Source organism: Opitutus sp. GAS368 (assembly GCF_900104925.1).
Taxonomy (GTDB): domain Bacteria; phylum Verrucomicrobiota; class Verrucomicrobiia; order Opitutales; family Opitutaceae; genus Lacunisphaera.
In genome coordinates this window covers 3,477,796-3,491,943 of record NZ_LT629735.1, presented here as the reverse complement: position 1 = coordinate 3,491,943, position 14,148 = coordinate 3,477,796, and the positions used below count along the sequence as shown (strand labels likewise).

The window sequence follows — 14,148 nt, the reverse complement described above, 5'->3', positions numbered from 1 at the left end:
TCGCCATGACGACCTACCGGCTTAACCGCCTCTTCCATCCCGTCTCGCGCCGCTGCTTCGACGTTGCGATCGACCACGGATTTTTCAACGAATACGGCTTCCTCGCCGGCATCGAGAACATCGGCCAGGCGGTGGCCGCCGTCGTGGGTGCGGCGCCGGATGCGATCCAGCTCACCGTCGGCCAGGCCGCCCACCTCCAGGAACTGCCGGGCCGTCTCAAGCCCTCGCTCGTGCTGCGCATCGACGTCGCCAATGTCTACGGCCAGAAGCTCCCGCGCCGCCTCTACAGCCGCATGATCGTCGATCCGGTCGCCCAGGCGCTCCGCCTCGATGCCGCCTGCATGTGCGTAAATCTGTTTCAGATCCCCGGCGAACCCGAAGTTGGCGAGCAATGCGTGGAAAACATCCTCCGGCTGAAGCCCGACTGCGAGCGCTACGGCATGCCCCTCATGGTCGAACCGCTCGTTTTCCAGGCCAACGAAAAGGCCGGCGGCTACATGGTCGACGGGGACGAGCAGAAGATCATCCCGCTGGTGCGGCAGGCCGCCGAGCTCGGCGCCAACGTCATCAAGGCCGACCCCACCGACAACGTGCAGCTCTACCACCAGGTGGTCGAGGCCGCCGGCCGCGTGCCGGTGCTTGTTCGCGGAGGTGGCAAGGTCGGGGACCGCGAGATCCTCCAACGCACCCACGATCTCCTCACCCAAGGCGTGGCGGGCATCGTTTACGGCCGCAATATCATCCAGCATGCAAAACCGGCCGCCATCACCCGGGCACTGATGGGCATCGTACATGAAGGCATGAACGTCGACCAAGCCATGGTCATCTTGCAAAACTAACCTCCGCTTAGTCCTCAATGTCCACCCCCCAGATTTTTGTCTCACTGCAAAAGGTCGGGCGCAAATTCAAGCCGTCGGCCGCCTTCGAGCGCCTGGCCAACCTCGCCGACCCCATGGCCTATGACCAGCTCTATGCCGAGTCGGTCAACGCGCCAGAAAAGTTTTGGGGCCGGCAGGCCAAGGAACACCTCGTCTGGCGGAAGCCTTTCAAGCAGGTGCTGGAGTGGAAGCCGCCCCACGTCCAGTGGTTCCTGGGTGGCAAGTTAAACGTTTCCGAGAACTGCCTCGACCGGCACCTCGGCACGGCCCGGGAGAACAAGGCCGCAATTATTTTCGAGGGCGAGCCCGGCGACGTCCGCACAATCACCTACAAGCAGCTGCATTTCCATGTCTGCCGTCTGGCCCACATCCTAGAGAACACGGGCATCAAGTCCGGCGACCGCATCGCGATCTACCTGCCGATGATTCCTGAGGCCGTGATCGCCATGCTGGCCTGCGCCCGCGTCGGCGCCGTGCACACCGTCATCTTCGGCGGCTTCAGCGCCGAGGCCATCAAGGATCGCATCAACGACTGCCAGGCGAAGCTCGTCATCACCGCCGACGGCGGCTGGCGCCGCGGCAAGGTCATCGAGCTCAAGGCCAACGTCGACCGCGCCGTCGAGGGCACGCCGACCGTGCAGACCGTCCTCGTCGTCAAGCGCTGCGGCAACGAGGTCAGGATGGTCGAGGGCCGCGACGTCTGGTGGAAAGAGGCTTGGGAGGGCGCGCCGAACCGGCACGACGCGAAGGCCTTCGATGCCGAGCACCCGCTCTTCATCCTCTATACCTCCGGCTCCACCGGCAAACCCAAGGGCGTGCTGCACACCAGCGCGGGCTACCTGCTCGGCGCCAAGCTCAGCGCGCACTACATTTTCGATCTCAAGGAGACCGACCGCTACTTCTGCTCCGCCGACATCGGTTGGATCACCGGCCACAGCTACGTCGTCTATGGCCTGCTGTCGAACGGCTCGACGGTGTTCCTCTACGAGGGCGCGCCCAACCAGCCGGAGCCCGACCGCTTCTGGTCGATGATCGACCGCCACGGCCTTACCATCCTCTACACGGCGCCGACCGCCATCCGCGCGTTCATGCGCTGGGGCGATAACTACGTGCTCCGCCACCGCCTTGACTCGCTCCGCCTGCTCGGCTCCGTCGGCGAGCCCATCAACCCCGAGGCGTGGATGTGGTATCACACCATGATCGGCAAGAAGAAGTGCCCGATTGTCGACACCTGGTGGCAGACCGAGACCGGCTCGATCATGATCTCGCCGCTGCCCGGCATCACGCCCACCAAGCCCGGCTCCGCCACGCTCCCGTTCTTCGGCATCCTGCCGAAGGTCGTCGACGAGAAGGGCGAGGAGGTGCCGCGTAACTCCGGCGGCAAGCTCGCCATCATGCAGCCCTGGCCGTCGATGCTCCGCACCCTCTGGGGCGACGACGACCGCTTCAAGCAGGCCTATTTCAGCGAATTCCCCGGCAAGCCCGGCGTCTACTTCACCGGCGATGGCGCCCGGCAGGACGAGGACGGCTACTTCTGGATCGTCGGCCGCATCGACGACGTGCTCAACGTCTCCGGCCATCGCATCGGCACCGCCGAGATCGAGAGCGCGCTCGTGTCGCATGCCGCCGTGGCCGAGGCCGCCGCGGTCGGCCGGCCCGACGAGCTGAAGGGCCAGTCCCTCGTTGTGTTTGTGACCCTCAAGTCCACGCACACCGCCAGCGACGAGCTCAAGGAGGCGCTCCGCGCCCACGTCGGCAAGGAGATCGGCTCGCTCGCCAAGCCCGACACGATCCGCTTCGCCGCCGGCCTGCCGAAGACCCGCTCCGGGAAAATCATGCGCCGCCTGCTCAAGGAACTCGCCACCAGCGGCGAGATCAAGGGCGACACCACGACCCTCGAGGATTTTTCGGTCATCTCGGCCCTAAAAAGCGACGAGGAATAATCCTACCCATGCCTTCTCTGCTTATCCGCAACGTCCGGCTGGTCGAACCTGGCAAATCCATCCGCCTGGGTGAAGTGCTCGTCCATGACGGACACATTGTGGCCGCTGGAACTGTGGGCGGAGCCGTTCAGGACGCCGTTGTCGTCAACGGCAACGGGCGCTTGCTGACACCCGGTTTGATCGACGTCCACACGCACGGTATCATGCACAGTCTCTACGAAGCAGGTCCGGAGGGCCTGCGAAGCGCCGCCCGGGAACTGGGCCGCTTCGGGGTGACCACGGTTCTGCCCACCATCGTGCCCCAGATCCGCGAAGGCTGGCTCGAAAACCTCGGCCGGATCGCCGCAGCCATTCCCTCGGTCAAGGAAGTCCACATTCCGGGACTTCATGTTGAGGGCCCCTTCATGGCAGTAGGTGGAGCCGCCTGCCCGACACTGCCAGGCGACTTGGATTTGCTCGAGCGGATCCTAGAGGCCTGCGCGGGCCGTCTGGCCGTGATGTCGGTGAGCCCCGATACGCCGAACATTGTGCCGGTCATCCGCCGCCTGCGGCAGGAAAAAGTGACGGTATTCCTGACCCACACCCGGGCCGGGGTGGCGGAAACCGAAGCGGCCCTGGACGCCGGAGCCGTGCACGCCACACATTTCTACGACGTGTTCTATGCGCCGGCCGAGACGGAGCCCGGCGCCCGCCCGGTCGGGGCCGTCGAAGCCATTCTAGCGGATCCACGGGCGAGCGTGGATTTCATCGCCGACGGCGTGCACGTCCATCCCACCGCCATCCGGGCGGCCGTGGCAGCCAAGACCTGGGCCGGTGTCATCCTGATCACCGATTCGAACATCGGTGCCGGCCTGCCGCCAGGCGTATACGACACCCCCTGGGGCTACCGCGTGAAAGTGTCGCCCGGCGACGCCGCGCGGCATGAGACCAAGAATTTTCTTGCCGGCAGCGCCCTCACGATGGACCGCGGCATGGCGAACCTCCTCACCTGGCTCAGGCTGCCGCCCGAACAGGTCTGGGCCATGGGCACGCTCAATCCCGCCCGGCTGCTCGGCCTCGGCCGCAAGGGCCGGCTCGAACCCGGCGCGGACGCCGACCTCGTGCTCTGGGACGAAAACCTCACCGCCGCCCGCACCTGGGTCAACGGCCACTCTGTCTATGAAAAATAATAGTTCCCGCTCCTTCACGTTCGCCCCGGCGAACTTCATTCCATTCCGCGACACCAAGGTGATTGCCCGTGTGCGCGCGATCAAGCGCGAGCACATCACCCGGCACCACAACCCCGACTTCCGCATCACGGTCCTGCCGGACTCCGAAGTCGAGTTTCGCTGGATCACGGACATGTTCTTCCGGATCAAGACCGCGATGGACGCCGGCCGGTCCTTTGTCGCGATCATGCCAAATCCGTGGCCGGGCTACGCCAAGCTCGCCGCCATGCTCAACCGGGCCCGCGTCAACTGCCGGAAGCTCCACACGTTCAACATGGACGAATACGCCGACGAGAACGGCCACATCGCGCCCGAGTCGTGGGAATTCGGCTTTGGTCACGCCTTCAAGAAGTATTTTTGGGCGCAACTGGATCCCAAGCTGCGGCCGCCGGAAAAGCAGGTCCACGTCTTCACCGACAGGAACCTCAAGGACTACGGCCGGATGCTGGCGGATCTCGGCGGCGCCGACATCTGTTACAGCGGCCCGGGCTGGACCGGCCACCTCGCCTTCATTGAACCCGACGCCCCCGAGTTTGCCGGCACGCTCGCGGAATGGAAGAAAATGGGGCCCCGGATCTGTACGCTGAGCCCCTTCACCATCGCGCAGAACTCGCTGCACGGTTGCTTCGGCAGCAGCGGCGACCTCTGCGCCGTGCCACCCAAGGCCGCCACCATCGGACCGGCTGAGGTCATCGCCGCCAAGAACCGGATCGACCTGCACTCCATCACGGTCGACGGCTCCTTCGCCTCCTGGCAGCGCCTCACCACGCGCCTCGTCCTCCACGGTCCCGTCACCCCGCGCGTGCCCGAATCCATCCTCCAGACGCTCCGCACGGACGTATGGGTGTCGGAGTCTGCCGCGGCCAACATCGAAACGCGCTGGGACAAGGGTTACTAAGGGCCTGCGCCCCGCCCCGTCATCGTGCCCGGGTGCCAACCTCCCACCCGGCCCATGGGGATCAGCTTGGCTGAGGCTCCGCCGAAACCCACCTTCTTCATGTTGAACGAATCCAAGCTGCCGTCCCGGGCCTGGCTGATCGTGGGCCTGCTCTGGATGGTAGGCTGCCTGAATTACCTCGACCGTGTCCTTGTCACCACCATGCGCGGTTCGCTGGTCGCGGCCATTCCCATGACGGAGGCGCAGTTCGGCCTGCTGACCTCCGTGTTTCTGTGGGTCTACGCGCTGCTGAGCCCGTTCGCCGGCTTCCTGGCCGACCGTTTCAACCGGTCGCGGGTGATCATTTGCAGTCTCTTCGCCTGGTCGGTCATCACCTGGCTCACCGCGCACGCCACGACCTTCCCCCAGTTGCTCGCGACCCGCGCGCTGATGGGCATCAGCGAGGCCTGCTACATTCCGGCCGCGCTGGCCTTGATCGCCGATTACCATCGCGGCCCCACCCGTTCGCTGGCCACCGGTATCCACATGAGCGGCATCATGGTGGGTTCCGCCCTGGGCGGGTTCGGCGGCTGGATCGCCGAGCGCCACGGCTGGAACCACGCCTTCCTGCTGTTCGGTCTCGCCGGCATCGCCTACACGGGCGTGATCGCGCTCCTTCTGCGAGACCTTCCGGCGGAAGCGCCCGCCGCCGGGGCGATGGCGGTCCGCGTCGACATGCGCGCCGCCCTGAAAAGTCTGTTTGGTCGCACCTCGTTCATTCTCGCGCTTTTCTACTGGGGACTGCTGGGACTGGCCGGTTGGGCCGTCGTGGGCTGGATGCCCACCTATCTCAACGAGCATTTCCATCTTTCCCAGGGCACCGCCGGACTGTCCGCCACCGGCTACCTGCAAACCGCGGCCCTGATCGGCGTATTGGTCGGCGGGGTCTGGGCTGATCACTGGAGCCGGAAGGACGAACGCGGCCGCGTCCTGGTGCCCCTCATCGGCCTGCTGGTGGCCGCCCCGGGGATCTTGCTCGCGTCCTCCATCGACTGGCTACCCCTGGCCATTGCCGGCCTGATTTTATTCGGCCTGGCCAAGGCCTTCGCCGACACGAACATGATGCCGATCCTCTGTTCGGTGGCGGATCCGCGATATCGGGCCACGGGTTACGGCCTGCTAAACTTCTTCTCCTGCGCTGTCGGGGGCTTGACCATCTACGCCGGGGGAGTCCTGCGCGACGCCGACGTGAATGTCGGCCGCGTCTTCCAGTTCGCCGCCGCCAGCCTGCTGGTCTGCGCAGTCCTGCTTTATTTCATCCGGCCCCAGTCCGCCTCCAACCGCTAAGCTCTCCCGCCCCCTATGAGTGCTGACATCGAACCCCTGCCCCGCCGCGCGTGGCTCGCGGTGGCCCTCCTCTGGTTCGTCGCCTGTCTCAACTACCTCGACCGGCTGATCCTGATCACGATGCGGACCTCCATCAAGGCCTCCATCACGATGACCGACGCGCAGTTCGGCCTGCTCACCACGGTCTTCCTCGTGACCTACGGGCTGCTGAGCCCGCTCGGCGGCTTCTTCGCAGACAAGGTCAACCGCAGCCGCGTGATCATCTTCTCTCTCTTCGCCTGGTCGGCCGTCACGTGGCTGACCGCGCACGCCACTTCGTTTCCCGAGCTGCTGCTCTACCGTTCGCTGATGGGCATCAGCGAGGCGTGCTACTTCCCGGCGGCGGCCGCGCTGCTGATGGACTATCACCGCAATGCCACGCGCTCCCTCGCCAACGGCATCCACCTGAGCGGCGTCATGGTCGGGTCGGCCCTCGGCGGCCTCGGCGGCTGGATCGCCGACCAGCAGGACTGGACCTTCGTCTTCGAGTTTTTCGGCATCATGGGCATGCTTTATTCGCTCGTGCTGCTCGCGCTCCTGCGCGACCGGCCGGCGGAGCCGGCCCGGCCCGGCCAGACTGTCGCCGCACCGCCGCGCGTGCGGCTGGGCGAGGCGCTGGCCAGTCTGTTCAGCCAGCGCTCCTTTATCCTCGCCCTGATCTTCTGGGGCCTGCTCGGCGTTGCCAGCTGGGCCATCGCCGGGTGGTTGCCCACGTATCTGCACGAACAGTTCGCCCTGACCCAGGGCCGCGCGGGTCTGACCGCGCTCGGCTACGTCTACTCCTCCAGCCTCGTCGGCATGGTCGCCGGCGGCCTTTGGGCGGACCGCTGGAGCCTGCGCGCGGTGCGCGGCCGGGTTTGGGTCGGCGTCATCGGCTGCCTGGTTGCGGTGCCGGGCGTCCTGCTCCTGGCCAACATGCCCGTCCTCGGCCTCGTGCTGACCGGCATGGTGATCTACGGCTTCGCCCGGCCGTTCCCCGACGCCAACATGACGCCGATCCTCGCGCAGATCGTCGACCGGCGCTATCTCGCCACGGGCGTCGGTGTGATCAACACCTTCGCCGTCATGGCGGGCGGCCTGACCATCTACGCCGGCGGCGCCCTCCGCGACGCGCACGTCAATATCAGCAACGTTTTCAACTTCGGCGCCGGTGTCCTCGTGCTCTGCGCCCTGCTGCTGTGGCTCATCAACCCGCGCGATCACCCCGCCAACACCCCGTCATGAAATACGTCGACACCCTCACTCCGCGCGACCGCGAGCTGGCGGTCACCGGCCTGGCCGGCTTCCTGCCGTCCGAGATCTACGACATCCACGTCCACCCGTATCACGCCGCCCATTTCCCCGCCGGCGAGTGGGCCTTCCTCGGCGGGAAACCCGCGCTGGGCTGCGCCGACCATCGCGCGGCCCTGCAACGTTACATGCCGGTAACCACGATCCACGGCCTCTATTTCGGCATGCCGCGCCGGGCCGCGGACCGGCCGGCGATGAACGACTGGGTGGCCGGTGAGGTAAGCGGGCACGGCACGCCGCTCAGCCGCGCCCTCATGGTGGCTTCGCCCGCCGACAACCCGGCGGAGGTCGCCGCGGCGCTGCGCAGCGGAAGATTCTGCGGCCTCAAGGTCTATCACTGTTACGCGGACCGGCCCGACACGATGCACGCCACCATCGAGGAATTCGCCCCGGAATGGATGTGGGAAATCCTGCACGAGGTGCGCGGCGTTCTGCTCCTGCACATCGTGCGGGACGGCGCCATGGAGGACCCGGGCAATCAAGCCTCGCTGCGCCGCCTCTGCCGCGCCTATCCGCAGGCCCGGCTCATCCTCGCGCACATCGCCCGCAGCTTCAGCTACCGCAACGCCCGCCACGGATTGCACGCCATCGCGGACCTCGACAACGCCTTCGTTGACACCTCCGCCATCTGCGAAGCCGAGGCCTTCCGCGCCGCCTTGCGGACCCTCGGTCCGCGCCGCGTGCTCTGGGGCTCCGATTACGCGGTCAGCGAACTCCGCGGCCGCTGCGTCACCACCGGCAGCCTCTTTTTCTGGCTGCATCCGGAATTAATCCGTTCGGAACACCAAGCCCCGACCAATTCAGACATGACCCTGGTCGGGATCGAGTCGCTGCTCAGCCTGCGCGAGGCCTGCGAGGACACGGGCCTGACGCGCGGTGACCTGGATGATATCTTCCTGCGGAACGCGCTACGGACCCTCGCCCCGCATCTGCCGGCCGCCGCCGTGGCGCCCTCATCCACGGGCACCGAACTCTGGCAGCGGGCCCGGACGGTGATCTCGGGAGGCACCGGTCTCCTGTCCAAGCGGGCCGAGATGTTCGACGCCAAGTCCTGGCCCGCTTATTTCTCGCGCTGCGCCGGCTCCGAAGTCTGGGACCTCAGCGACCGGCGCTACCTCGACTTCGCCGGCGGCGTGGGTGCGATCCTGCTGGGCTACGCCGATCCCGACGTGACCGCCGCGGTGCAGAGGCGCCTGGCACTCGGCACCTACTGTTCGCTCGTCAACCCCCAGGAGGTGGAACTCGCCGAAACCCTCCTCGCGCTGCATCCTTGGGCCGGCAAGGTCCGCTACGCCCGCGGTGGCGGCGACGCCATGACGATGGCCGTCCGCATCGCCCGCGCGGCGACGGGCCGCAGCGGCGTCGCCTTCTGCGGCTACCACGGCTGGCACGACTGGTATCTGGCGGCGAACCTCGGGGAGACGGACGCGCTCAACGGTCACCTGTTGCCCGGCCTCGAGCCCAAGGGCGTGCCGCGCGAGTTGAAGGGCACCTCCGTCCCGTTTCGTTACAATGACCTCGCCTCGCTCGAGGCCGCCCTCGCGCAGCTCGGCGGCAACCTGGCCGCCGTCGTCATGGAACCGATGCGCTCGCAGGCGCCCAAGGATGATTTCATCGCCAAGGTGGCGGCCCGCTGCCGGGCCGCCGGCGGGGTGTTCGTCGTCGACGAGGTGACCAGCGGCCTGCGCTATGGCTTCCCCGGCGCAATGGCCCGGTTTGGCCTTGAACCCGACCTGGCGGTCTATGCGAAAGCCATGAGCAACGGCTTCCCCTTTGGCACCGTCGTTGGCCGGGAGGCGATCATGGCGGCCGCGGACGGCAGCTTCATTTCCTCCAGCTACTGGACGGATGGCGTCGGTCCCGCCGCCGCGCTCGCCGTGCTCGAGAAGGTCCGACGCCTGCGCGTGCACGAGGTGGTCTGGGCCCGGGGCGAGCTGCTCCAGGCCGGCCTGAAGGCCATCGCCACGAGTCTGCCGGCCTGCCGGCTGATCGTGGCCGGCATGCCCGCGACACCCACCATGAACTTCGATCTCGGGGCGGACGCGCCGCTCGCGCAAGCGCTCTACGTGCGCAAGATGCGCGAACGCGGCTTTCTCGTCTCGAGCTACTACTACGTAATGCTCGCCCACGACGAGCCGAAGATTGAGCAACTGCTGCGCGCCGCCGGCGAGACCATGGGTGAGATTGCGGCAGTCATCACCAAGGGCACGCTCGCGGAGGAATCCGGGGTCGCCCGCGGACTGCGCGGCTTCGCCCGTCTCGCCTAGGCAACCTTACCCTGCCATGTTCCCGCTCCGCGCCGCTCCGTTCACGTCCTCCGCGAAGTCCCGGTTGGTTCCGCAACCGGGTTGGGCCAGGCTGCCCGGTATCACGCTGGACCGGGTCGTGGGTGTCGGCATCGACTCGCGCGACCGCATCTATGTCGCCCACCGCGGGGACCGCCCGTTCCTGCGGCTCCGGGCCGACGGTTCGCTTGATTGCGAAATCGGCGCCGCGCACCAGAAGAAGAGCGTCGCCTACGACCTGCGCGGCCCGACGCCCATCCCCATCGCCGAGCGCCACTGGCTGCACGGCCTGCATGTCGATCCCCGGGACAACGTCTGGATCACCGACGTGAGCCGGCACCTGGTGCGGAAGTTTTCGCCCGAGGGCGACCTGCTGCTCACGCTCGGCGTCGACGGCGAGCCCGGTTGCGACGACCGCCATTTCTTCCAGCCGACGCACGTGTGCGTCCTCCCCGGCGGGGAATTCTATGTCACCGACGGCTACGGCAACTCGCGCATCGCGAAATTCTCGGCGGACGGGCGCTTCCTCTTCGACTGGGGCCGCCGCGGGACCGCCCCCGGTGAATTCCATACCCCCCATGTGATCACGTTGGGCGCCGACGGATTGCTCTACATGACGGACCGCGAGAACGACCGCATCCAGGTCTTCCATCCCGACGGCACGCCCGCCGCCAACTGGCCCGGCCTGCATTCGGTCGACGGGCTCTGCGCGGCGCCGGACGGCTGCCTCTACGGCTCGGCCGGCATTGACAACGCGATCATCCGCTTCGACCGCAGCGGCCGCACACTCGAGGTCTGGACCTTTCCCGATGTCCTCCATTATCCCCACGCCATCGCCGTCGGAAAGGACGGATCGCTCTACATCGCCGAGACCGGCGATCGCTGGCAGGTCACCGGCCGGCTCCCGGCCGAGCGCGCGATGCTGCCGAGAACCGGCGCCGAAGGCAGCGCGCTCTCGAAATTCACCCGTGTCTGCTGACGATGAGCCGGGACGAATCCCCCATTGAAAGCGAACGGCTCGCGCCACGGCCTCTGACGCGCCGCGGCTTCCTGGGGGCGGGAGTCCTGACCGGGGCGGCGCTGGCCCTGTCCCGCCAGGCCCTGCCCTCGCTCTCCGCCGCGGACGCATCGACCACGCCCCGCGGTCCCGGCCGCGTGAAAGGGCACCGCAACCTGTTCAACGGCGATTGCAATTTCCTCTTCTACAATCCGGAGATCTGGCAACCGGAGGGCGGAACCTACCGCGCCCGGGCCATTCACCGCTACTTGGGCACGATCGCTGAAAGCGGCGTCGATACCCTGCTGGTCAATCCCAACACTCAGGTCGCGTGGTATCCGACGAAAAATCTCGAATACCTGCTCCAGGATTACCGGCGCGGGGACCTCGCGTTCACGCGCTCGATCGGCAAGGGCCTGGCCGGCATGACCCCGGCGCTGGTGGAAAAGTTCGCCACGAACATGGCCGCGATGCTGGATCTCTACCTGGACCTGGCCGAAGCCGGAGTCGACTGGCTGGCCGAGAGCGCGCGGGCCTGCCGGGCCCGGGGCATCAGCCCGTGGCTCAGCTACCGGATGAATCCCACCCACTTTTCCGGCGCACCGGCCAGCCCCGTGAATTGCCGGCTCTTCCGCGACCCGGCCAACCGCCTGTCCGGTCGCATTCCCGGGGCCCAAGACACCAGGCAGCCCGCCTGGGTCGGCCTGAACTACGGTCGCCCAGCCGTGCGCGACCACATGTTCGAAATGATCCGGGAGGGAGTGGAAACCTACGACTATGAGGGGCTGGAGATGGACTGGCTGCGCCATCCGGTATGCCTCGAGGCGCCGGCCTCCCCCAGGCAGATCGACGAGATGACCGAATGGTTTGCGGCGGTTCGGGCCCTCACCAAGGGGCGCCGACCGTTCTACCCATTCGGCATCCGATCTTCCGCCAACCTGTCCTACCTGCGCAGCATCGGCATCGACCTGAAGGCATTGACCCGCCGCGGCATCATCGATTTCTGCACCTTCAGCAATTTCTGGCAGACCCCCTGGGAGATGCCGCTCGACGAGCTGCGCCGCGAACTCGGACCCGATGTCACGATCTACGGCGGCATGGAGGATGCGCCCAACTGGCTGGAAACCCTGGCGCCGGCGCTGACCGAGCGTCCGAGCGGCCCGGACGTGCAGCTGGCCGGCGACAATGCCTTCCACGCCAAGCCGGATTCCGCCGGTGCCAAACGGGTGCGCGGCACCCGCTACCTCTCGGCGAGCGCGGAGCTGATCCGCGGCAGCGCCGCCGGGAAGCTTGCGCTCGGCGCCGACGGCATCGCGCAGTTCAACTTCTTCGTCACCGACCAGGTGCGCGTGCCCGGCCTGCGGGCCAACTACGCGGCGCTGCGCGGGCTCGACAATCTCGCCACCCTGCGCGGTCAGGAAAAGCACTACGCCTTCAGCACCGCGTCCGTGCTCCCGACGAAGATCTGGGATGTGCCGGAGCAGCTGCCGGTGAGGATCGCCCCCGGGCACCGCCGCGCGCTGCGGATTCCGCTCTGCGCCGAACCCGCCGAACCCGGACTCTCCCTCTTGGTTCAGGTCATCGCGGAGCGGGCCCGCTCCGGCGGCGAAACCGGCGTAAGTGTCAACGGCGGCTGGCCGGTTTTCGAACGCCAGGCAACCGAGGACCTGCTCTTCCCCGCCGGCCCCTATGCCAAGCACGTCGAAGAGCACCTCGCCTGGAATTACACCCTGGATTGCGGGGTGATCCGGGATGGCTGGAATGAGATCGTGGTCTACAATGAATCGCCCGAGGAATTGTCCCTGGCGGGCCTGGAACTCGGCATCAGGCGGAAAGAACAACTCCCGCTCGCGCCATGATGATCTTCCCCGGCAAGAAGCATGACCCGGAACTCTATCCCTACCGGGGCGGAATCTATTTCTCCTTCTTCAACGCCCTCAACTGGCAGGTCGCCATCGGGACTCCGACGGTGCTGTTCATGCAGCAGCTCGGCGCCGATTCCTTCCAGGTGGGGTTGGTGTTCTCCTGGACCTTCCTGCTCACCCCGGCGCAAGTGCTCTCCACCACCCTCTTGTCGCGCTTCGGCTACAAGCGGCTGACGATGGCCGGCTGGGGGGCCCGCAGCCTCTGCCTGCTTGTCCCCATCGGCCTCTCGTTGCTCGCACCGCCGAACCCGGTCCCCTGGATGATCAACGCCATGGTGCTGGCCACCTTCGTCTATTGCCTTCTCCGGGCCGTGGGCACCTCGGCCCTGACCACCTGGTTTTATCAGCTCGTCCCGGCGGAACTGCGCGGGCGTTACTGGGCGACCGACCAGCTCTCCACGGGGGTCGCCATCGGCATCTCCCTGCTGGTCTATGCGGCCTTCTTCACCTGGCTGCCGCCTTACACGGCCTTCATCCTGCTCTATCTCATCTCGGTGCTGGGTGCCTTCTTCGCCTACCGGCAATTGAAGCAATTGCCGGATGCAGAACGCCCGAAACCGATCAGTCTCGAAAAAGTCATGACCGAGACACCCCGCCTGATGATGACACCAAGCTTCTTTCGCACCTACCTGTGGATTGCCGTGGTCTTCTTCGCGGGGATCACCCCGCTGGCTCCCTTTGCGGCCTATTATCTGAAAACGTCCGCCGGGGTCACTGCCGCCCAGGTAATCCTGCTGACGATGCTCACCTACGTGGGGCTCATCGTAGCGAACATCGCGATGCGCAAACACATGGACCAGATCGGCGCCAAGCCGTTCTTCAAGGCCGCCTTCCTGTGTTACGCCTTCATCTCCGTCGCCTGGATCGTCTTCCTGTCCACGGGGGGCAAGGCCCTCTGGACCATGCCCATCCTCTTCTTCCTGCAGGGAGCAGGTTCCGGGTTCTGGAACTCCGCCAACCTGAGCTATCTCGTCAAGATCCTGCCGGAACATGACCGGGCCCTGCCGGTGTCCATCCATGGCGCCGTCATGACCTTCATTGGTGGCTGCACCCCCGTCCTGTGGGGCTTGTTCCTCAAAGCGCCGGGTGCTGTTCCGGCGATCGATGTGCCGGTCTTCGCCGGCTATTATGTCAGCCTGCTGGTGATGTGTGTCGTCCTGGTTTATTTTGTGCGCCGCCTGCCCGAGACGGCCGGTCCCGTCGGCCCCATCTTTCAGGGCAGCTGGGCGCTGCGGCCGTTCCGCGCGATGGCCACGTTGGTGAACCTGATCGAGGAGAAGCCGGCGAAGGATGGCGGGGACAAGCCCGCATCGGACCGTTAGCGCGACGGCACCTGGCCGAACAACCCGGCCGGACCGA

10 protein-coding genes are annotated in these 14,148 nt (G+C 66.6%); all 10 read left to right on the top strand.

Annotated features, from left to right (window positions below):
- The first annotated feature begins 5 nt into the window (after window positions 1–5).
- The 10 genes from BLU29_RS14840 to BLU29_RS14795 all read left to right on the top strand — a co-directional run bounded on the left by BLU29_RS14840 (window position 6) and on the right by BLU29_RS14795 (window position 14,111).
- Window positions 6–839: an aldolase gene (locus BLU29_RS14840; RefSeq protein WP_091059503.1), complete on the top strand. Its 834-nt coding sequence runs from the start codon at window positions 6–8 to the stop codon at window positions 837–839.
- A gap of 17 nt (window positions 840–856) precedes the next feature.
- The gene (gene acs / locus BLU29_RS14835) at window positions 857–2,821 is read left to right on the top strand and encodes an acetate--CoA ligase (RefSeq protein WP_091059502.1); all 1,965 of its coding nucleotides are present in this window, start codon (window positions 857–859) and stop codon (window positions 2,819–2,821) included.
- Window positions 2,822–2,829: 8 nt separating this feature from the next.
- The gene (locus BLU29_RS14830; RefSeq protein WP_091059500.1) at window positions 2,830–3,990 is read left to right on the top strand and encodes an amidohydrolase family protein; all 1,161 of its coding nucleotides are present in this window, start codon (window positions 2,830–2,832) and stop codon (window positions 3,988–3,990) included.
- Window positions 3,980–4,927, top strand: a complete 948-nt coding sequence (locus BLU29_RS14825) for a hypothetical protein (RefSeq protein WP_197677730.1) — start codon at window positions 3,980–3,982, stop codon at window positions 4,925–4,927. Before BLU29_RS14830 ends, BLU29_RS14825 begins: the two co-directional genes overlap by 11 nt.
- Before the next feature lie 99 nt (window positions 4,928–5,026).
- Window positions 5,027–6,253 (top strand): MFS transporter, encoded by a 1,227-nt coding sequence (locus tag BLU29_RS14820; protein WP_091061183.1) that lies wholly within the window; start codon window positions 5,027–5,029, stop codon window positions 6,251–6,253.
- Between the two features lie 15 nt (window positions 6,254–6,268).
- Entirely contained in the window at window positions 6,269–7,516 is a 1,248-nt protein-coding gene (locus tag BLU29_RS14815) for an MFS transporter (protein ID WP_091059497.1), read from the top strand.
- Complete coding sequence (locus tag BLU29_RS14810; protein ID WP_091059494.1) at window positions 7,513–9,849, top strand: aminotransferase class III-fold pyridoxal phosphate-dependent enzyme; 2,337 nt, start codon at window positions 7,513–7,515, stop codon at window positions 9,847–9,849. Before BLU29_RS14815 ends, BLU29_RS14810 begins: the two co-directional genes overlap by 4 nt.
- A gap of 16 nt (window positions 9,850–9,865) precedes the next feature.
- Window positions 9,866–10,846: a peptidyl-alpha-hydroxyglycine alpha-amidating lyase family protein gene (locus BLU29_RS14805; protein ID WP_091059492.1), complete on the top strand. Its 981-nt coding sequence runs from the start codon at window positions 9,866–9,868 to the stop codon at window positions 10,844–10,846.
- Between the two features lie 2 nt (window positions 10,847–10,848).
- A complete protein-coding gene (locus BLU29_RS14800; protein ID WP_091059489.1) occupies window positions 10,849–12,723 on the top strand; it encodes a hypothetical protein in 1,875 nt (624 codons plus the stop codon).
- Window positions 12,720–14,111 carry an MFS transporter gene (locus tag BLU29_RS14795; RefSeq protein WP_091059486.1) on the top strand — a complete coding sequence of 464 codons (1,392 nt, stop codon included), beginning with the start codon at window positions 12,720–12,722 and terminating at the stop codon, window positions 14,109–14,111. The genes BLU29_RS14800 and BLU29_RS14795 overlap by 4 nt, the downstream gene beginning before the upstream one ends.
- Window positions 14,112–14,148 lie beyond the last annotated feature (37 nt).